Origin of the sequence: Wolbachia endosymbiont of Trichogramma pretiosum, assembly GCF_001439985.1 — a bacterium.
In the GTDB taxonomy this organism is placed as follows: Bacteria; Pseudomonadota; Alphaproteobacteria; order Rickettsiales; family Anaplasmataceae; genus Wolbachia.
The window spans coordinates 1054540-1076356 of sequence record NZ_CM003641.1; the positions used below are offsets into that span (position 1 = coordinate 1054540).

Annotated in this window: 14 protein-coding genes, 2 tRNA genes and 3 pseudogenes; 14 read left to right on the forward strand and 5 right to left on the reverse strand. The window is 34.5% G+C overall.

The window, feature by feature from the left end; genetic code table 11:
* Complete coding sequence (gene tig / locus wTpre_RS05180; RefSeq protein ID WP_068652470.1) at positions 1–1344, reverse strand: trigger factor; 1344 nt, start codon at positions 1342–1344, stop codon at positions 1–3.
* A gap of 155 nt (positions 1345–1499) precedes the next feature.
* Positions 1500–1581, reverse strand: a tRNA-Leu gene (locus wTpre_RS05185).
* 250 nt (positions 1582–1831) lie between these two features.
* On the opposite strand from wTpre_RS05185, the gene wTpre_RS05190 reads away from it, so the two are divergent.
* Complete coding sequence (locus wTpre_RS05190; RefSeq protein ID WP_068652472.1) at positions 1832–2431, forward strand: BON domain-containing protein; 600 nt, start codon at positions 1832–1834, stop codon at positions 2429–2431.
* 206 nt (positions 2432–2637) lie between these two features.
* Here wTpre_RS05190 and wTpre_RS07420 read toward each other — a convergent pair.
* Together wTpre_RS07420 and wTpre_RS07325 are read right to left on the reverse strand one after the other, a co-directional pair.
* A pseudogene (locus tag wTpre_RS07420) lies at positions 2638–2738 on the reverse strand (IS5/IS1182 family transposase); the annotation flags it as partial.
* A gap of 94 nt (positions 2739–2832) precedes the next feature.
* A pseudogene (locus tag wTpre_RS07325) lies at positions 2833–2964 on the reverse strand (transposase); the annotation flags it as partial.
* 191 nt (positions 2965–3155) lie between these two features.
* Between wTpre_RS07325 and wTpre_RS05205 the strand changes: the two are divergent.
* A pseudogene (locus wTpre_RS05205) lies at positions 3156–4486 on the forward strand (IS4 family transposase).
* A 114-nt stretch (positions 4487–4600) separates the two neighbouring features.
* Here wTpre_RS05205 and prmC read toward each other — a convergent pair.
* Entirely contained in the window at positions 4601–5452 is an 852-nt protein-coding gene (gene prmC / locus wTpre_RS05210) for a peptide chain release factor N(5)-glutamine methyltransferase (protein ID WP_068652474.1), read from the reverse strand.
* A gap of 432 nt (positions 5453–5884) precedes the next feature.
* Here prmC and rpsL point away from each other — a divergent pair, with 432 nt between their 5' ends.
* The 12 genes from rpsL (at position 5885) to wTpre_RS05270 (ending at position 21793) form a co-directional block, all read left to right on the forward strand.
* Positions 5885–6259 (forward strand): 30S ribosomal protein S12, encoded by a 375-nt coding sequence (gene rpsL, locus wTpre_RS05215; RefSeq protein ID WP_068652476.1) that lies wholly within the window; start codon positions 5885–5887, stop codon positions 6257–6259.
* Between the two features lie 5 nt (positions 6260–6264).
* Positions 6265–6741 (forward strand): 30S ribosomal protein S7, encoded by a 477-nt coding sequence (rpsG, locus tag wTpre_RS05220; RefSeq protein WP_068652478.1) that lies wholly within the window; start codon positions 6265–6267, stop codon positions 6739–6741.
* A gap of 21 nt (positions 6742–6762) precedes the next feature.
* Positions 6763–8838, forward strand: a complete 2076-nt coding sequence (gene fusA / locus wTpre_RS05225) for an elongation factor G (RefSeq protein ID WP_068652480.1) — start codon at positions 6763–6765, stop codon at positions 8836–8838.
* Between the two features lie 12 nt (positions 8839–8850).
* Positions 8851–10023 carry an elongation factor Tu gene (gene tuf, locus wTpre_RS05230; protein ID WP_068651682.1) on the forward strand — a complete coding sequence of 391 codons (1173 nt, stop codon included), beginning with the start codon at positions 8851–8853 and terminating at the stop codon, positions 10021–10023.
* A 12-nt stretch (positions 10024–10035) separates the two neighbouring features.
* A tRNA-Trp gene (locus tag wTpre_RS05235) sits at positions 10036–10108 on the forward strand.
* A 19-nt stretch (positions 10109–10127) separates the two neighbouring features.
* Complete coding sequence (gene secE, locus wTpre_RS05240; protein ID WP_245609420.1) at positions 10128–10328, forward strand: preprotein translocase subunit SecE; 201 nt, start codon at positions 10128–10130, stop codon at positions 10326–10328.
* Positions 10318–11154, forward strand: coding sequence for a transcription termination/antitermination protein NusG (gene nusG / locus wTpre_RS05245; RefSeq protein WP_068652484.1), 837 nt, complete (start codon positions 10318–10320; stop codon positions 11152–11154). Before secE ends, nusG begins: the two co-directional genes overlap by 11 nt.
* A 2-nt stretch (positions 11155–11156) precedes the next feature.
* The gene (rplK, locus tag wTpre_RS05250; RefSeq protein ID WP_068652486.1) at positions 11157–11597 is read left to right on the forward strand and encodes a 50S ribosomal protein L11; all 441 of its coding nucleotides are present in this window, start codon (positions 11157–11159) and stop codon (positions 11595–11597) included.
* Between the two features lie 4 nt (positions 11598–11601).
* Positions 11602–12255 carry a 50S ribosomal protein L1 gene (rplA, locus tag wTpre_RS05255; protein ID WP_068652488.1) on the forward strand — a complete coding sequence of 218 codons (654 nt, stop codon included), beginning with the start codon at positions 11602–11604 and terminating at the stop codon, positions 12253–12255.
* Between the two features lie 12 nt (positions 12256–12267).
* Complete coding sequence (rplJ, locus tag wTpre_RS05260; RefSeq protein WP_068652490.1) at positions 12268–12786, forward strand: 50S ribosomal protein L10; 519 nt, start codon at positions 12268–12270, stop codon at positions 12784–12786.
* 24 nt (positions 12787–12810) lie between these two features.
* Positions 12811–13212, forward strand: coding sequence for a 50S ribosomal protein L7/L12 (rplL, locus tag wTpre_RS05265; RefSeq protein ID WP_068652492.1), 402 nt, complete (start codon positions 12811–12813; stop codon positions 13210–13212).
* A gap of 58 nt (positions 13213–13270) precedes the next feature.
* Positions 13271–21793: a DNA-directed RNA polymerase subunit beta/beta' gene (locus wTpre_RS05270; protein ID WP_083495776.1), complete on the forward strand. Its 8523-nt coding sequence runs from the start codon at positions 13271–13273 to the stop codon at positions 21791–21793.
* Positions 21794–21817 lie beyond the last annotated feature (24 nt).

The following is a 21817-nucleotide window of genomic DNA, read 5'->3' on the forward strand; positions in this document are numbered from 1 at the left end:
TCAAATATTATCAAATAATTCCTTTAATTCTTTCACAGAAACAATCTGTTCCTCTTTACTAGCTTTTTCTATCATATAATCTGTAACTTTATACTCAAGCGCTTGCCCTCTAACTAATTCCTGAAATTGTCTGTCTGATTTAAAATGTTTGAATACTCTGTCAAATGATACATCTTTACTGACATATTGATTTACAATAACATTCATAATATCACTTTGAGTTAATGATATTTTATGTTCTTTACTGAACTCCATAAATAGCATTGCAAGCTTTACGCGTCTTTCAGCTTTTTTACAAGAATCATCTTTAGCATTTAACTCTCTTTCCACTCTCTGCTGTTCCTGTTCTACTACTTCTACAGGCAAATCAAAACTATAACTAGTATCCAAACAATCAAATAGCTCTTTCTTGATTAAGAGATCTCCCATTTCTTTACACTGATTATCAATTACTTCTTTTACATGATTTATTAGCAAAGAATGATCTTCAAAACCAATTCTCCTAGCTATTTCATCATCACTTTGAAAATCTTTGGCAATCTGAATATCATTGATTCGAACAGAAAAAGCAGCCTCCTGCCCCGCAAGGGAAATTACCTGATAATCTTCAGGAAATCTCAACTTAAAGCTCTTTATTTCCCCTTTTTTCATGCCAATTAATTGATCTTCAAAACCATTTATAAATGTTCCAGAACCTAAATTAACAGTAAAATTTTTGCCACTTCCACCTTGAAAGAGCTTATTTCTAATTCGCCCTTCAAAGTCAATTATCAGTTTATCCTCGTTTTTTGCTTGATAAGAGGCATCGTTAACAGAGACAAAGTTAGGAAATTTTGTTTTTATAGAATCAATAAATTCTTTTATGTCTCCTTCTTTGATTTTTGACCTAACTTTCTTCAATTTTATTTTATCAAGATCTATTACTGGCACTTTTGGCATCGATTCAAAAGATAATTTGTACAGAAAGTCGACTTTTTCATCCTTTTTATCCAAGTTTGGTAATGACATAACATCAACTTTGGGATGGATGTGAGACTTAACTTCGATTTTTTTCATTAAATCACTTGAGCAGTAGTCAATCGTATCTTTTATCACATATTCCAAAGCTTCGTTTTTATAATTTGTAACAACAAGATCGTAAGGAATCTTTCCGGATCTAAATCCTGGCAGTTTTGCATCCTTCGCTATTTCTTGTAATCTAGAGTTTACTTTTTGTTCTATATAATCACTACTAACTGTGATTTCATACTTGTACTTTAGTTTATCTACACTAAGTTCCTTATAGGTATATACACTACTTAATGTATCTGCTTCAACTGCATTTTGAGTTATATTACTAGACATTACAACCTGTTATCAATATTTTATTTATGTTTTAATAAAGCCATTTTACCAGAATTTAAGTTAAATACAATCCTTAAGAACAGGTTCTTATACAAACAAAAGTGCACCTAGTAATTATAAATTTTCTCTTAAAACCTGAGTTACATGACTTTAAGTGCGGATAGAGGGACTTGAACCCCCACGAGCAAGCTCACCAGGACCTAAACCTGGCGCGTCTACCAATTTCGCCATATCCGCAAGAACCCTTCATTAACTTATAGATAACCACTTCTGTCATCTTATGCAATTTAAAGATTAGATACTACAGACCGAACTTATAATACTTGTTAGCTCCACTATGGGTCTAAGCCTGAATTACTTTAGCTAATATTATTAGGATAAGTACTGTCTTAGAAATATTCAAGGCTTATTCAATTTATAGTATTTACACAATCAAAAAAGCTTATTAACATTCTTTAATAAAAGCTCTAAACTCTGGAGATTAATAGTGAGATTAATAGCAAGCTTCTTACTCGCAATTTTTCTGATTACACAGAGTGGCTGTACGACTCTTGTGAGTGGTATAGTGGTAACAGCAACTGCAGCGGCTACAGCAATAACAATGCAAGATAAATCCTTGGGAAACGTTATTGATGATACAACTATAGTAATAAGAATCAATAAGGGTCTCTTAAAACACGGACTATTCTCATCTATAAAAGTTAAAGTGAGTGAAGGAAGAGTATTACTCATTGGAAATGTTGATAATCATGAAAAGCAACTCATGGCAGAGAAAATAGCTTGGCAGCAAAAGGAGATTAAAGAAGTGATAAATGAAATAAGAGTCACACCAATTAAAATGTCTTCTATGCTAGATGTTGCTGTGGATGGTATGATAACAGCAGAGATAAGCACGAGGCTTCTAGGAAAAAGAAATATTAAATCAATTAATTATAGCGTTAATACAGTTGATAGAGTCGTTTATTTGATGGGTATAGCTCAAAATAAGGCGGAGTTAAGAGCTGTAATAGCAATTGCAAGAAAAGTAAAAGGAGTAAAGCAGGTTGTAAGCTATGTGAGATATAGGCATAGCAAATTGCGTCATTGATGAAAATTACTTGAGTGTCAGTATCATGTAGCTAAGCCATAAAACTCCTTTACAAATTTCGTCAGTTCACTCTTGTGGTATGTATAACAATGTTACAAAAGACAGTATCATAGAATTCAATAGAATAATTCCTAGAAAATCTCTATATACTAAAAAAAAGTAGAATGCTATTTAAATAATCTTAAGAATAAATAGCAAACATCTATATCTTGTGCAATATGGCATTTTATTCCTGAGATTTTTTTACCAGATTCGTAGCCTTTTCTTCATTAGTGTCTGCGTTCTTTACACTCTGAGCGTCAATTATGCAAAAGCTGGTTTTTTCTTTCCAAACATTGTTTTGTCGGACTACACTAACTATTTTTTAATATGCACTCCAAAATACTTTTTTTTATTTCCTTTTACTTTTTCACTCCATTTTTAAAATAATCATAACAATTGCGCCGTCTTGGAAACTCTTTTGGTAGCATCATCCACTGATAACCCCTTTTTAGGGCGTACAACACTCCGCAAAATATATCATGCAAATCAAGTTTGCTTGGTTTTGTTTTTTGTCACAAGACTCCAGATCTGGTGAAATAATCTCAAACTTCTCTCGACTTATGTCACTTGGGTATACCATATGTGTAAAGTTAAGAAGAAGTGAGGTAAAGTTGGTGTAAAGAAAAGAAAAAGAAGATATAAATTCTTCTAAATTTAACAAACAAAATGGAGAACTTATACAATGAAAAGAATAGTTTGCATCTCAAAAAAGCTCAAAGAATTTTTTAATGAAAAAGCAGATAAAATCTCAACCACAACAGGATTCATAAAAAGAAAGAGGAAGCTAAAAGGCTCATCGTTTGTAAAAGCCATAGTCTTGGGTAATATAGGGATTGATAATTGTAGTATAGAGATAATTTGTTAATTATTGAGTGGAGACTCGATAAATATAACAAAGCAAGTTCTGGACTTTAGATTTACCAAGGAAGCAGTGGAATTTATGAAAAGAATGTATAATGAGTCTTTAGTTTTATTTAAAAATAGCTTAAAAGGTTGATTGCAGAACTTTGAAGCACTTTAGAAGTGTTAAGCTATTGGATAGTAGCTATATCAGCCATACCTAATGGTATGGAAAATATATATAAAGGTTATGGTAATAGCTACAGTAGTTATGAAAGTAATACTAAGTATGGAATAAAGTTACAATTAGTTTTTGACTACCTAACCCAGACATTAGAGCAGCTTAATATAACTGAGGGAATAAGGTCAGATCAGTTGTATAGAAGACATTTAAGCAATATATCGAGCAACGATTGACTAATATCTGATTTGGGTTATTTTGTGCCAAGTTCCTTTAAACAAATCAATGAAGCCGGAGCTTATTTTATAAGTCGTTATAAATCTGATACCACCATATATGGTATATAAACAAATCAAAAAATAGAGTTATTAGAATGTTTAGAGGATAAATTGTTTCTAGAAAATGAGGTGCTGTTAGGAAAAGAAATAAAAATTAAAGTGAGAATTATATGTCAAAAATTAACTGAAGAACAGTCTATAATTAGAAGAAGTGCTAATAGGTTAGCAAAATCAAATGGATATACATCTTCTCAAAAGAATCAAAAATTGCTGGATTGGTTAATATTCATAACTAACGTTCTAGAAAATAAAATTAGTGCTGAGCAGGTATTAATAATTTACCGAGTAAGATGGCAGATTGAATTATTATTTAAATTGTATAAGAGTCACATCAGGCTTGACGAATTTAAAGGAAAACCATACAGAGTATTATGTAAACTATACGCTAAATTGCGCGCAATTATTATATTTCATGGAATGGTTGGTTGTACAGAACTAAAAAAGGGTACAGAACTTAGTCTAATAAAGGAATTTATTGAGCTTAAAAGGCAAGTTAGAGAGCTATTCTTAACATTAAATTGTGTAGTCAGTAAGATACAAATTTTCCTCAAAAAAAAACTCGCCTCAACCTGGTCAAAATTCTCCTTAAAAGACAAATATAGAAAAACAAGAATATCAAATTTGAGTGCACTAAATTTGCTCATTTTCCCTTAACTTGACGCGTATGGTTGGGTATACACTCCTCATATATCCTAATTTATACACTCTATTTCTTACTTTATACTTTTCTTAGTATTATGAACAGGTTCTTAGAAAGCTAGCGTTCTACTAGTCATGTTCTTTATCTTGCTTTACAACAATGCATCTTTTTATTCCAGCCAAGTCGTATACGTATTCCTGAAAAGCCAGTCCATGTAAGGGTATTATTTTGTCAATATTGCTTTGATCTTCGCCTATTTCCAGTATCGCAAACCCATCTTTTTTAAGGCACTTTTTCAATATTGGAAAAATACTCAGGTAACAGCTCAATCCATCGATACCACCATCAAGAGCAATTCTTGGCTCTTTTTGTACTTCAGCTTGCAGATCTTTTAACTTGCTTCTTTTGATATATGGAGGATTGCTTATTATGAGATCAAATAAATCTCTACATTCTGTCCACGAATTTGGAAATATTCTAGCTCTGTTGAGAAGATTATGCTTCTTTGTATTCTGGTAGGTAATTTTATATGCTTCCAGGCTTTTTTCAAAACCAACTCCAATAGCATATTCATACTCACTAAGTATGGAGATCAACAAACAGCCTGTACCTGTGCCAAAATCTGCAATTTTTATTTTTTGCTTCTTATTTTGGTAATATTTTAACACTGTTGAAATTACTGTCTCACTATCTGGTCTTGGATCTAGAACATGTTGGTTAACTATAAAATTTTTACTCCAGAATTCACGATTACCTATTATTTGCGATATTGGATATCTTTCTGCTCTTTTTTTTGTTAAATTCCAGAATAGAAGTTCTTTGTTTCTTGGTACATGATTGGTGTGATTCATGATTGTAAATGATCTTTCTACTCCAAGTACGTACTGCATGATTATTTCACAATCCAAATATGGCGATTCAATTCCGTGTGGTGATAGCAGCTTTGACCCTTCTTTAATTAAGGCTCCGATTGTTTTCATTATTCTAAGAACGTATTCCTTGTATACAAGAACAGCAAAATTGAGTATAGACTTTTGAAGCTAGGGTAGCTGCATTAAATCTAAGTGTCAAGAGTAGGATTGTAAAAATCATCTGGCTTTACCGGTATTCGGTTGGTATTTTTGCATTAATGTTAGAAGCTCTTGGCTCCATTATAAGGATTATTTTCTGCATATTCTTTGATAGCTATCACAGTATATTACTTGTTCCATATCTATATTAATTCGACCACAGCAAGTGATAATTTCTTAATATTAAAACCAATATGCGCTTTAGCATATAATTATCGGTAGCCTTTAAAGTAATTAGGCTGAGATTATTAGAGTAGTAATGTTTATTTTTATATTGACTATTGAGGTTTATTATTTTATAACTAGGACTTGTTTGTTTTCAGAGTTTGAAATTTACAGTATATGCCTACGATAAATCAATTAATATGTAAGGGTAGATCAAGGTTAACTCGCAAGAAGAAGGTGCCGGCTTTGGGAAAATGCAATCCTCAAAGAAGGGGTGTTTGCACTAAGGTATATACTACAACTCCTAGAAAGCCTAATTCAGCACTACGCAAGGTAGCTAGAGTGAAGATTAGTGGATACGGTGAAGTGACGGCTTATATACCTGGCGAAGGTCATAATTTACAAGAGCATTCCGTTGTTTTAATACGTGGTGGGCGAGTTAAGGATTTGCCGGGTGTACGTTATCACATAATAAGAGGTGCTCTTGATCTGCGTGGTGTGCAAAATCGAAAGAAAGCTCGTTCAAAATATGGTGTAAAGAAATCTGGTTAAAATTTATGGCGCGTCGTAATAAAGCAAAAAAAAGAACATGCCCTGACTCTCGTTATGGTAGTGTCTTGCTTATGCGTTTTATTAATATAATTATGAAATGTGGTAAAAAATCTGTTGCAGAAAGGATTGCTTATAGTGCTTTATCCTTAGCTGAAAAGAAAATAGGCGAAGATGCCTTATCAATCTTCGAAACAGCGGTGGAAAATGTTACCCCTTCTATAGAAGTACGCTCCCGGCGTATTGGCGGTGCAACTTATCAAGTTCCTGTTGAAATTCGTCAAGATAGAGCAATTTCTTTGGCATTAAGGTGGATTGCTAGAGCAACTTCTGCTACTCGAAAAAAGAGCGGTAGAACTACTATTTATTGTTTGCAGTCTGAAATATTAGATGCTTATAATAAATGTGGTGGTGCGTTTAAGATGTGTGAAGAAAAGTATAGAATGGCTGAAGCTAATAAGGCATTTTCTCACCTTCGTTTTTAATATTAGCTGGTTGACTGTGGTATGGAAGTTTTAATATCTAGGTATAGAAATATAGGAATAATGGCTCATATAGATGCTGGCAAGACCACCACAACAGAGCGTATTTTATTTTATACTGGTAAACAGAATAGGATTGGTGAAGTGCACGATGGTGCGGCTTCTATGGATTGGATGGAGCAAGAGAAGGAGCGTGGCATTACAATTACCTCTGCTGCAACAACATGTTTTTGGAATGATCATAGGATTAATATAATAGATACTCCTGGTCATGTTGATTTCACTATTGAGGTTGAGAGATCTTTGAGGGTTTTGGATGGTGCGGTTGCTGTATTTGATGGAGTTGCTGGAGTTGAGCCTCAGTCTGAGACGGTTTGGCGTCAAGCTGATAAATATACCGTTCCTCGTATATGTTTTGTTAATAAAATGGATAGAATCGGGGCAAATTTTTATCGATGTGTCGATATGATAAAAACAAAGCTTGGCGCATCACCTTTGGTTATTCAGTTGCCAATAGGAAGTGAGAAAGATTTTAAAGGCATAATCGATCTTATTTCTATGAAGGCTATTATATGGCAAGAAGAAACATTAGGCGCTAAATTTTCTTATGAAGATATTCCTTCTGATTTGCTTGATAAGGCTCAAGAGTATCGAAATCTTTTATTAGATGCTGCAGCTGAAATGGATGATGAGGCGATAAATACTTACTTTGAATCTAACGATCTGCCGATTGATTTATTGAAAAAATGTGTGAGAAATGGGACCATTAAAGGGAGGTTTGTTCCTGTATTGTGTGGTTCAGCTTTTAAAAACAAAGGAGTGCAATCTCTTTTAGATGGTGTGGTTGATTTTTTACCCTCTCCTATTGATGTTGATGTAATTATTGGAACTGATCCTAAAGATTCAGAAAAGAAGATTGAGGTCAAGCCTTCAGAAAAAGAGAGATTCGTTGCTCTTGCATTCAAAGTGATGACGGATAAATTTGTGGGTAGCTTGACGTTTATTCGTATTTATTCTGGTAAGTTAAAATCTAAATCTGCTGTGTTAAATGCTGGAAAGAATGAAACCGAAGGAATTGGTAGAATGTTGCTTATGCATGCAAATAACAGAGAAGATATAAACGAGGCTAAAGTTGGCGATATAGTTGCCTTAGTTGGGTTAAAGAAAACAATTACTGGTGATACTTTATGTTCATCTGATTTTCCTATACTATTAGAGCGTATGGAATTTCCTGATCCTGTTATTGAAACTGCTATAGAACCGAAAACTACCTCAGATCAGGAAAAATTGGGTGTTGCTTTGAATAGATTGGTTGCAGAAGACCCTTCTTTAAGGATGTCAGTAAATGCGGAGAGTGGGCAGACTATATTGAAAGGTATGGGTGAGCTGCATCTTGAGATTATTATTGATAGAATGAAGCGCGAGTTTAATGTTGAAGCTAACGTTGGTGCGCCTCAAGTTGCATATCGTGAAACTATTACTAAATCTGTTGAAATTGATTACACTCATAAAAAACAATCAGGTGGTGCTGGTCAGTTTGCTAAAGTTAAAATAAAATTCGAACCTCTTGAGCCTGGTCTTGGTTTTCAGTTTGAAAGTAAAATTGTAGGCGGTGCTATTCCAAAAGAGTATATACCTGGAGTACAAAATGGCTTAGAGTTGATAAAGGAAGGTGGTATAATTTCTGGCTTTCCATTGATTGATTTTAAGGCTACTCTTCTTGATGGTGCTTTTCATGATGTTGATTCTAGTCCTTTGGCTTTTGAACTTGCTGCCAAGGGTGCTTTTAAGGAAATGGCAAATAAAGCTGGTCCAAAAATGCTAGAACCTATAATGAAAGTAGAAATCATTACTCCTGAAGAATATATGGGTGATGTTATGGGTGATATAAATAGTAGAAGAGGTAGTATTGTTGATATGCTGGATTTAGGTAATAATAGCAAAATAATTACTGCTTCGGTTCCTCTTGCAAATATGTTTGGTTATATAAATGTTTTGCGTTCTATATCTCAGGGAAGAGCTCAGTATAGTATGCATTTTTCTTGTTATGAACAGGTGCCACAATATGTGGTTGATGAGTTAAAGTTAAAGTATAATTAAAGGTTAATAATTATGACAGCGATAGTAGAAGCATTTGGAAAGCCGCATGTAAACGTGGGAACGATAGGACATGTGGATCATGGGAAGACAACGTTAACGGCGGCGATAACAAAGCATTATGGTAATTTTGTAGCATATGATCAAATAGATAAAGCGCCAGAAGAAAGAAAGAGAGGGATAACAATAGCAACAGCGCATGTTGAATATCAAACAGAAAAGAGACACTATGCGCACGTTGATTGTCCTGGACATGCTGATTATGTAAAGAATATGATAGTAGGTGCAGCACAGATGGATGCAGCGATATTAGTGGTGTCAGGGGTTGATGGGCCGATGCCACAAACGAGAGAGCATATATTGCTGGCAAAACAGGTGGGTGTTGGATATATCGTGGTATATATAAATAAAGCTGATGTTGCTGATGCTGATATGATAGATTTGGTAGAAATGGAAGTGAGAGAGTTGCTGAGTAAGTATGGATTTCCAGGTGATGAAGTCCCTATGATAGTTGGGTCTGCGTTAAAAGCATTAGAGGATGACGGTAGTGAATATGGAAAGAAATCAATAGATAAATTGATGGAGAAGTTAGATGAGTATGTGGCGGTACCTCCAAGGCCTATAGATTTGCCGTTTTTGTTACCAATAGAAGATGTATTTTCAATATCGGGCCGAGGGACGGTAGTAACAGGAAGAATAGAGAAGGGGGAGATAAAGACGGGCGATGAGATAGAGATAATAGGTCTGAGAGGGACGCAAAAGACGATATGTACTGGTGTTGAGATGTTTAAGAAGTTGCTAGATAAGGGTAGTGCAGGACTCAATGTAGGGATACTCCTAAGAGGAACAAAGAGAGAGGAAGTGGAGAGAGGGCAAGTACTGGCAAAACCAGGGACAATAACCCCGCATAAGAGATTTAATGCGGAGGTGTATATATTGAAGAAAGAAGAAGGAGGAAGGCATACGCCATTTTTTGGAAATTATCAGCCACAGTTTTACTTAAGGACAACGGATGTAACTGGCAGCATAAAATTGCTAGATGGAAAGGAGATGGTAATGCCAGGGGACAATGTAAGTATAGAAGTGGAGTTGCAAGTACCAATAGCAATGGATAAAGGATTGCGTTTTGCGATAAGAGAAGGTGGTAGAACTGTTGGTTCTGGCGTTGTTTCGGAAATTTTAGAGTAAACTTTGAATTATAGGAGTGTAGCTCAATTGGTAGAGCACTGGTCTCCAAAACCAGAGGTTGTAGGTTCAATTCCTATCGCTCCTGCATTAGTATTATGGTAGAAATGTTAAAAAACCTGTATGTTTTTTTTTGCGATATAAAGCAAGAAATAAGAAGAATTGCTTGGATAAAAAAACAGCAAGTGTTGTCATCTCTGTTTATTGTAATAATTGTTATATTATGCTTTTCGATTTTCTTTTGCTTCGTGGATTTTATGTCTCTTTGCATAATTAAGACTTTATTTGGAATTATTTATGGAATATAGGTATAAATGGTATATCATTAAAGTCGATTACGGGTATGAGAAGGATATATGCGAGTTGGCAACTAATACTCTTTACTTTAGGGAGGTGTTTATTCCTTATCAGACAGTATGTGATGTAAAATCTAATATAAAAGAGTTGCGTGAAGTATATATATGTATGCATCTGTGTGATGAAAGTAGAGATATTTTGAATCAAACGACTGGGTTTTGTGGTGATGAGTCTGGTCGTTTTGAGATGATTTCAGATGATGAGGTGATTTTAAAACGCAAGGAATTTAATCGGTATAAGTGGTACATTTTAAGAGTTGCCTCTAATTATGAAGAGAAAGTGCGCCAATATATACTAGAAAATTCTATGAGATTAAATATTAATAATTATTTTAATAGTGTTTTTATTCCTTGTGAAGAATTAAGTGAGATAGATTTAAAATCTAAAAAAAATGCTAAACGAAGGAAGTCCTTTCCCGGTTATGTCTTTTTATACATGGATTTATGCGATGAGGTATTAAATTTTGTTAATAATATACCAAAATCTCTTAAGGTTTATGGATTTTTGAAGAATGGTAATGTTCCAAAGGTGATTGAGGATAATGAGATTCGCTTGATGTGTAGTGCGCTTTATAATGCTCAGGAAACGAAGAAGTTGAGCTATGGTTATGAGAAAGGTGAAAAAGTAAAAATTAATGATGGTCTTTTTCAAAATTTTACTGGTAAGGTAGATATGGTAAATGACGAGAAAAAAAATATTAGTGTTGAAGTATCAATCTTAGGTAAGCCAACAATAATAGAGCTTGATTTGGCTCAAGTAGAGAAAATAGAGGATTAATTATGAGTAATATAGTTGCTAAGATTAACTTACTTATGGAAGCTGGGAAAGCAGTTCCAGGACCGAAAATTGCTTCAGTACTTGGCCCGCGTGGTATACCTGTTCCTAAATTTTGTGAAGCTTTTAATAAAGCTACTAGTGCTGCTAACGCTAGTCATAGAGTAGGTGATTTAGTAACAGTAAGAATTACCATAAAGGAAGATCGCTCTCATGACTTTACTGTCAGTGGTCCTCCTGTATCTTATTTGCTTAAGCAGGAAGCTAAATTAAGTAAAGGTTCTGGTAATTCTGGTAAAGAATTGGTAGCTAAATTGTCTATGTCTGCTATCATTAAAGTGGCAAAGTGTAAGATGGTTGATATGAAAGTGGATAATGAAGATTCAGCAGTGAAAATGGTTATAGGCACTGCAAAATCTATGGGTATAGAAGTTGTGGAAGGTTAGGTAAATGAGTACATATAATGATAATCCTAAGCAGTGTTTGGAGAAGATTGTTGAGTCTGCTTCAGCAAAATTTAATGAATCAGTTGATATCGCAGTCAATTTGGGTGTGGATTCACGTAAATCTGAGGAGCAAGTGCGTGGTACGGTAGTTTTGCCCAAAGGTATCGGGAAGAATATTAAAGTAGCTGTTTTTGCTCAAGATAAACATTTATTAGAAGCTGAGAAAGCTGGTGCTGATATTACAGGAGGAGAAGATTTAGTTGAAGAGATAAAAAAAGGTAAAAAGTTGAATGTTGATTGGTGCATCACCACTCCTGATTTCATGGCAAAAATCACTCCTATTGCAAAAGTATTGGGTGCTAAAGGGCTGATGCCTAACCCTAAATTTGGTACTGTGACTTCTGATATTGTGGAAGCTACTAAAACCATTAAGTCTGGTCAAATAAAATTCAGGACGGATAAAAATGGGGTTATTCACGGTAAATTAGGAAGTATTAAATTTGATGTTGATGATTTGCTGGAAAATTTAAAAGCCTTTCTTAAAGTAATCAGAGACAATAAACCTGCTTCTGTGAAAGGAGTTTACTTTAAAAGCGTTTTTTTAAATTCAACTATGGGTAAAGCTCATAAAATAAACAAAGTAGAAGATATAATTTAAGGGAGCGAAATTGTGAAGCGTAAAGATAAGGATGAATTTATACAAAACATAATGAATGTGTTTGTAAATAATGATTTCTTAATTTTGGTAAATTTCAAGTCTATGAATGTTAGCGATTCATTAATTCTTAGGAGTAGTCTAAAATCTGTAATGGGTGGGATGTTAGTAGTTAAAAATACTCTAGCTTGCTTGGCTTTGGAAAGGACTGGTAAATTTTCTTATTTATCAGGTAAATTTTCTGGTTCTGTTGCTATTATATATTCTAGTGCTATAGTGGAAGCTGCAAAGTTAATAGTTGATTTTATTAATGCCAACAAAGAAAAAATGTCTGTGATTTGTGCGGCGCATATAAATGAATTATTAACAGTGGAAGATGTTAACAAATTGGCTAAGCTTCCCTCTCTGGATGAATTGCGTGTTAAAATTATGCGTTTAATATCTTATGACATTCCTGCTAGGTTAGCATTGTCTATTAATTCATCTTCTATGAGGCTTATGAGAGTTTTGGATTACTATAGTTCTAAAAAATAAATTTGTTGTTAAATGGTGGTAAGTATGAATAATGTAACAAGTGATTTGGTTGATAAAATATTATCTTTAAATCTATTGGAAGCTTCTGAACTTGTAAAAGTGCTAGAAGAAAAAATAGGGTTGCCTAGTGGTTCTTTTTTTGGTGGGGCTATTAGTGCTGGGGTATCTATTAGTGATAATGCTAATGCTCCTGTTGCTCAGGAAAAAGCTGAATATAAAGTTGTAATCAAGGAGATTGATGCAAGCAAAAAAATAGGAGTGATTAAAGCTATTAGGGAAGTTAATTCTACATTGAATTTAAAAGAAGCGAAAGAATTAGTTGAGTCTTTACCTAAAGATTTGACTGCTAATTTTTCTAAAGATGAAGCAGAAAAGATAAAGCAAAAACTTATTGAAGCAGGAGCGACTAAAGTTGAGCTTGAATAAAATGTTAGTATATTAATTTTATGTTGATATAGCTCTTTTAATTAGTGAAGGTGTTTTAATGGTTGATTCTTCTCATATGTGTGCTTCTGGTGCTTTTGTTCCTAGGGTTTCTTATTCCAGGTCGATTGATTTAAAAGATTCTTTGTTGGATTTGGTCAAAGTCCAAAAGGGGTCATATGATTCTTTTACTCCTAATAATGAAGGTAATGAAAGACTTGAGGCTATCTTTCATACAATTTTTCCAATATCTGATCCTTTGCATAGGGCTACTATCGAATTTTTGAATTGTAGGGTAGATGATCTTAAGTATAGTGAATCTGAATGTATAAAACGTGGTATAACTTTTTCTGCTCAGGTTATTGCTTCTATACGTCTTGTTATTATGCAGGATGGTGTTTCTCTTGAAAAATATCAAGAGATTAAAGAAGATGATGATCATTCTAAGCTTGCAACTGTTATAAAATCTGCTGAAGAGCAGGAGGTTCGCTTTTGTGAACTACCTATGATGACTGATAAAGGTACTTTCATCATCAATGGCGTAGAGAAAGTTATCGTTTCACAAATGCATAGATCCCCTGGAGTGTTTTTTGATAGTGATAAGGGAAAAACTTACAATTCTGGCAAATTGATCTATTCTGCCAGAGTTATTCCTTATAGAGGTTCTTGGCTTGATATTGAGTTTGATGTTAAAGATCATTTGTATTTTCGTGTTGATAGAAAGAGAAAGTTGCCAATATCAGTTTTATTAAAGGCTTTGGGCTTATCAAACAATGACATACTTAATAAATTTTATGAAAAAATAGAGTATATAAAACATAAAAGTGGCTGGAGAGTGCCTTTTTCCCCTGATAAATTCAAGGGAGTGAGGCTTCCTTTCGATTTAAAGAATGTTGAAGGCAATGTGTTACTTAAAGCTAATGTTCGTATTACTTCAAAAGTAGCTAAAAATCTATATGATAACGGATTGAAAGAGTATCTAATTCCTTATGATTCTATATGTGGTTTATTTCTTGCAGAAGATTTAATAGATAGTACCAGTTCTACAAAAGTCTTATCTGCTGGTGAATCTATAAAATTAGAGGATATAAAAAAGCTTGAATTATTGTCTATAGATAAAATATCAGTTCTGAACATAGATAATGTTTCTGTTGGACCTTACATATTAAACACTCTTTTCTTAGATGAAAATATCTCTTATGAGAACGCTCTATATGAAATATATAAGGTTTTGCGTCCTGGTGAAGTTCCTGTTTTAAAGATAGTAGAGGAGTTTTTTCGTAATCTTTTCTTCAGTCCGGAGTATTATGATTTGTCTAACATTGGTAGATTAAAACTTAATTCTTGCCTTGGGTTAAATTATGAGGAAAATTTAACTACTTTAACACATGAAGACATTATCGAAATTATAAGAAAAATAGTGTTGTTACGTGATGGTCAAGGATCTGTAGATGATATTGATCATTTAGCAAATAGAAGAGTACGTTCAGTTGGGGAGTTTATAGAAAATCAATTTAGAACTGGATTATTAAAACTGGGACGGGCAGTAGTTGATTCTATGTCTACTTCTAGTTTGGATAAAGTCTCTCCATCTGATTTTATAAATCCAAAAGTGTTAACTAATGTCTTAAGAGATTTTTTCAACTCTTCCCAACTATCTCAATTTATGGATCAGACTAATCCATTATCTGAAGTAACACATAAAAGAAGGTTGTCAGCGTTAGGTCCTGGTGGTTTGACAAGAGAGAGGGCGGGATTTGAAGTGCGTGATGTTCATCCAACTCATTATGGAAGAATTTGCCCTATTGAAACTCCTGAGGGGCAGAATATAGGCTTAATTAACAGCTTAGCTATATACGCTCGTATTAATAAATATGGTTTCATTGAAAGTCCTTATAGGAAAGTAGTTAATAAGGTTGTTACTGATCAAATTGAGTATCTGTCTGCTATGGATGAAGGTTTATATTATATAGCCGATACCAGTGCAAAGCTTGATGAGGACAACTGCTTTGTTGATGATATGTTATACTGTAGGTATGCTGGTACCTTTGTAATGGTAAATAGTAATCAGGTAAGTTACATTGATTTATCTCCTAAGCAGGTAATATCGGTTGCTGCTTCTTTAATTCCATTTTTAGAAAATGATGATGCTAATAGAGCGTTAATGGGTTCAAATATGCAGCGTCAAGCTGTGCCTTTATTGAAGCCTAATGCTCCTTTGGTTGCTACTGGCATGGAGTCTTTCGTAGCTTCTGGCTCTGGTGCTGTAGTTTTAGCAAAACGTGGTGGCATAGTTGACAGCTCAGATAGTAACTCCATAGTTATACGTGCTTTTGACAAAGGAGGAATTAACTACTTGGATGTAGATATTTATCATCTAAGGAAATTTCAGCGTTCTAACCATAATACTTGTATTAACCAGAAACCACTGGTGCATGTAGGTGATTGTGTTAAGGAAGGTGATGTGATAGCTGATGGTCCTGCTATTAATAACGGTGAATTGGCGCTTGGCCAAAACTTGCTAGTCGCTTTTATGTCTTGGCAAGGTTATAATTTTGAAGACTCGATCATTATTTCTAGTGAAGTTGTTAAAAAGGATCTATTTACTTCTATTCATATAGAAGAATTTGAATGTGTTGTACATGACACTCCTTTAGGGTCAGAAAAAATAACTCGTGCCATACCCGGTGTTAGTGAAGAAAATCTTTATCACTTGGATGATAGTGGTATAGTGAAGGTTGGTACGAGAGTGGGTCCAGGTTGTATTTTGGTGGGGAAAGTTACACCTAAGCATTCTCTTTCATTGCCTCCTGAGACAAAATTGTTAATGACAATTTTTGGTGAAAAGTCATTTGATTGTGTGGATTCCTCTTTATGTACATCTCCAGATGTTGAAGGGATAGTGATTGATGTGCAGGTCTTTACACGCAGAGGGGAAGAAGAAAACGAAAGGGCATTTCTTATTAAACAAAAAGAGGTAAACGACTTTGAGAAAGAACGAGACCATATAATTAATGTTATTAATCAATATTTCTATGATGAATTAAGAAAAATTCTTATTAGTTCTGGCTCTCGAGATCGAGAAAGTATTAATTTTATTGAACGTGAGGGATGGTGGGATATAGGATTGAAGAATCAATCTATTTCTAAGCAAGTTGAGAGCTTAAAAAAAGATTTTGATGAAAAAGTATCACGTGCAATAGCAAGCTTTAAGAAAAAAATAGAAAAATTACATGAAGGTTATGATCTTCCTCAAGGTGTGTCGATGTCAGTAAAAGTTTTTATTGCTGTAAAACATAGTTTGCAGCCAGGGGATAAAATGGCTGGTAGACATGGAAATAAAGGTGTGATTTCTCGAGTTGTTCCAGTAGAAGATATGCCTTATTTAGAAGATGGTACTCCTATTGATATTATTCTTAACCCTCTTGGCGTTCCTTCACGAATGAATGTAGGGCAAATATTGGAAACGCATATAGGTTGGGCTTGTAAAAAATTAGGAGAAAGAGTGGGCAATATTCTTGATGAGATCAATCAAATCAAACGTGCTTTTTGTGAGGAAATTAGATCTCTTAGTGATGATGATTTTGTAAAATTTGCGGCAGTATATCTTGGTAATAAAAAATTTGAGGATATTAATGATGATGAAATAACGGCTTCTATTTTAGATAAGCCTAATAAGGGTGAATTAAATGATGAATTGACTACATTAGTAGAGAATTATTTTAACTCTTGTAAAGGTGTATACAGTAGTTTACGTCACTTCCTGATTGAGGTTTATAGTTGTGGCAGTAATTTGTCTATTTGTAATAGTATTCGTGATATTAATGATAATCACCTCATTGAATTTGCGCGTAAGTTGCGTGATGGCATTCCTGTTACTGCGCCTGTATTTGAAGGTCCAAAAGATGAACAAATAGTAAAGCTATTTGAACTTGCTGGATTGGATAGCTCTGGGCAAGTTGTATTATATGATGGTTGCTCGGGTGAGAAGTTTGATCGCAAAGTTACAGTTGGTTACATGTACATGCTTAAGTTGCATCACTTGGTAGATGGTAAAATTCATGCACGTTCAGTGGGTCCTTATAGTTTGGTTACTCAACAACCGCTTGGAGGAAAGTCTCATTTCGGTGGTCAGCGTTTTGGTGAAATGGAATGTTGGGCATTGCAAGCCTACGGTGCTGCTTACACTTTGCAGGAAATGTTAACTGTGAAGTCTGATGACATTAATGGCAGGGTTAAGATTTATGAATCGGTAATAAAAGGTGACAGTAACTTTGAATGTGGAATTCCTGAATCCTTCAATGTCATGATAAAAGAGTTGCGTTCCTTGTGTTTTAATGTGAATTTGAAGCAAAATAACATAGTAATTGAAGATATGTCTCACACTAATATCGCACAATCTTTTAATGAGGTTAGCATTTCCATTGCTAGCCCTGAAAGTATTAAACGTATGTCTTATGGAGAGATAACAGATGTTTCAACTGCAAACTACCGTACATTCAAAGTTGAGAAAGGTGGATTATTTTGTCCTAAAATTTTTGGTCCTGTCAATGATGATGAATGTTTATGTGGAAAGTACAAAAAAAGAAGACATAGGGGCCGTATATGCGAAAAATGTGGAGTAGAAGTTACATCTTCTAAAGTAAGAAGAGAAAGGATGGGTCATATAGAGCTTGCATCTCCTGTTGCTCATATATGGTTTCTGAAGTCACTTCCTTCAAGAATTGGAGCACTATTAGATGTGTCTCTTAGAGATATCGAAAGTATTTTATATAGCGATAATTATGTTGTAATAGATCCCCTTGTTTCCTCTTTTGAAAAAGGTGAAATTATTAGTGAGAGAGCTTATAATGAAGCTAAAGATAGCTATGGGGTCGATAGCTTTATAGCTATGCAAGGTGTTGAAGCTATAAGAGAATTGCTAACACGCCTTGATTTACATGAAATTAGGAGGAATTTAAGACAGGAGTTAGAGTCTGTTGCTTCTGAAGTGAGAAGAAAGAAAATTATAAAGAGATTACGTATTGTTGAAAATTTTATCAAGTCTGGAAACAGACCTGAGTGGATGGTACTTACAGCTATACCTATTTTACCACCTGACTTGCGTCCCTTGGTATCGCTTGAAAGTGGTCGACCTGCAGTTTCTGATTTAAATCATCATTATAGAACTATTATTAATAGAAATAATAGATTGAGAAAGTTGTTAAGTTTAAATCCTCCTGAGATTATGATTCGTAATGAGAAAAGAATGTTACAAGAGGCAGTTGACTCTCTTTTTGATAATAGTCGTCGTAATGCTCTGGTAAATAAAGCTGGTGCTACTGGATATAAAAAGTCTATTAGCGATATGCTAAAAGGAAAGCAAGGTCGTTTCCGTCAGAATCTTTTAGGAAAAAGGGTAGATTACTCTGGACGTTCTGTAATAGTTGTTGGTCCAACTTTGAAACTAAATCAGTGTGGATTACCGAAAAGAATGGCTCTTGAGTTATTCAAACCTTTTGTTTACTCAAGGCTTAAAATATATGGAATGGCTCCAACTATTAAATTTGCTAGTAGGTTAATAAGAGCAGAAAAGCCAGAAGTTTGGGATATGCTTGAAGAAGTAATAAAAGAGCATCCTGTTTTGCTAAATAGAGCACCTACGCTACATAGGCTTGGTATTCAGGCTTTTGAGCCAGTCCTTATTGAAGGTAAAGCAATACAGCTTCATCCACTTGTTTGTACAGCATTTAACGCTGACTTTGATGGTGATCAAATGGCGGTACATGTGCCAATTTCATTGGAAGCTCAACTTGAAGCTAGAGTGTTGATGATGTCAATTAATAACGTTTTAAGTCCTTCTAATGGAAGACCGATTATAGTTCCTAGTAAAGATATAGTGCTAGGTATATACTACCTAACTTTACAGCAACTTAAGGATGATGATGATTTACCACTTTTCTGTGCTTTTTGTGAAGTTGAGCATTCCTTAGACAACGGTGCTCTACATATTCATTCTCATATAAAGTACAAAATGGAATATATCAATAGCGATGGAAACACTCAGTATAAAACTATTTCTACAACTCCTGGACGTTTAATATTATGGCAGATTTTTCCTAAGCATGAGAATCTAAGCTTCAATTTAATAAATCAGGTATTAACAGTTAAGGAAATAACTAGCATTGTTGATTTAGTATATCGTAGCTGCGGTCAAAGTGCTACAGTGGTATTTTCTGATAAATTGATGACACTTGGCTTTGAGTATGCTACATTTTCCGGTACTTCTTTTAGTCGTTGCGATATGGTCATACCTGAAACTAAAGCTACACACGTTGATTATACAAGGGGTGAAATTAAGAAATTTTCTGCACAGTATCAAGACGGACTAATCACTAAAAGTGAGAGGTATAATAAAGTTATAGATGAGTGGTCTAAGTGTACAGATATAATAGCGAATGATATGTTAAAAGCAATATCTCTGTATGATGAAAATAGTAAATACAATTCAATATATATGATGGTTAGCTCTGGTGCAAGAGGTTCTACTTCCCAGATGAAGCAGTTAGCAGGAATGCGAGGGTTAATGACCAAACCTTCTGGTGAAATTATAGAAACACCTATAATTTCTAATTTTCGCGAAGGATTAAATGTATTTGAATACTTTAATTCTACTCACGGTGCGCGTAAAGGTTTAGCTGATACTGCACTTAAAACTGCAAACTCTGGATACTTAACTCGTCGTTTGGTTGATGTATCTCAAAATTGCATAGTTACAAAACGTGACTGTAAAACGAAAAATGGCCTTATTGTAAGAGCTATAGTTGAAGGTAGTACTATAGTTGCATCTCTAGAGAGTGTTGTACTGGGTAGAACAGCTGCAAATGATATATATAACCCAGTAACCAAAGAGTTATTATTAAAAGCAGGGGAACTAATTGATGAAGATAAAGTAAAGCAAATCAACATTGCAGGTCTTGATGCTATAAAAATTAGATCGCCTTTAACTTGTGAAATAAGTCCTGGTGTGTGTTCTTTGTGTTATGGAAGAGACCTTGCAACTGGTAAAATTGTTTCAATAGGTGAAGCAGTTGGTATTATCGCTGCTCAATCTGTCGGAGAGCCAGGTACTCAATTAACGATGCGTACTTTCCATATAGGTGGGGTAATGACTAGAGGTGTTGAATCCTCAAATATTATAGCTTCTATGAATGCTAGAATAAAACTAAACAATAGTAATATAATTATAGATAAAAACGGAAATAAAATTGTGATAAGCCGTTCCTGTGAAGTCGTTTTAATTGATAGCCTTGGTAGTGAAAAATTGAAGCACAGTGTGCCTTACGGTGCTAAACTTTATGTAAATGAAGGTGAGTTAGTAAAAATTGGTGATAAAGTTGCGGAATGGGATCCGTATACACTGCCTATTATTACGGAAAAGAGTGGTACAATATCTTACCAGGATTTAAAAGATGGAATTTCAATCACTGAAGTGATGGATGAATCTACAGGAATATCAAATAGAATAGTAAAAGATTGGAAGTTGCACTCTGGTGTAGCTAATTTACGTCCTCGTATTGCACTGCTTGATGATAATGGAAAAGTAATAACACTTTCAAGTGGTGTGGAAGCATGTTACTTTATACCAGTTGGTGCAGTGCTTAATGTACAGGATGGCCAAGAGGTTCATGCAGGTGATGTTATCACAAGAACGCCGAGAGAGTCAGTTAGAACTCGTGATATTACTGGTGGCTTGCCTAGGGTTATAGAATTATTTGAAGCACGTCGTCCTAAAGAGCATGCTATCGTTGGTGAAATAGATGGCTATGTAACGTTCTCTGAAAAAGACCGTAGAGGAAAACGCAGTATAGTAATTAAACCTGTGGATGAGAAAGCTTCTCCAGTTGAGTATTTAGTATCAAGGAGTAAGCATGTAATAGTCAATGAAGGTGATTTTGTGCGTAAAGGTGATTTATTGATGGATGGCGATCCTGATCTTCATGATATTCTACGTGTGCTTGGGTTAGAAGCGTTAGCACACTATATGATTTCTGAAATACAGCAAGTTTATAGATTGCAAGGTGTGCGCATAGATAACAAGCATTTAGAAGTGATCTTAAAGCAAATGCTACAAAAAGTAGAAATTACCGATCCTGGTGATACTATGTACTTAATTGGAGAAAATATCGACAGGTTGGAAATTGATAGAGAAAATGATGCTATGAATAACTCTGGAAAACGACCTGCTCATTATCTTCCTATTCTGCAGGGAATTACTAGAGCAAGCCTTGAAACCAATTCCTTTATTTCTGCTGCCTCTTTCCAAGAAACAACAAAAGTACTTACGGAAGCAGCGTTTTGTGGAAAGAGTGATCCTTTGAGTGGGTTAAAAGAAAATGTTATAGTAGGAAGGTTAATTCCTGCTGGTACGGGTTTGATTATGAATAAGGTGAAAGCACTTTCCCTTTGTGAAAATATAGATAAATATGAAAAATATTTTGATATTGAGACTTATGACGAAAAATTGCTAAGTGATAATAGTTATCAATTACATTCTGATGAAGAAGAGAGTGTGGTGGTATCGCACTATGATCAGTCAAGTTGAATATAGCTAATGAGGTAGTATGTT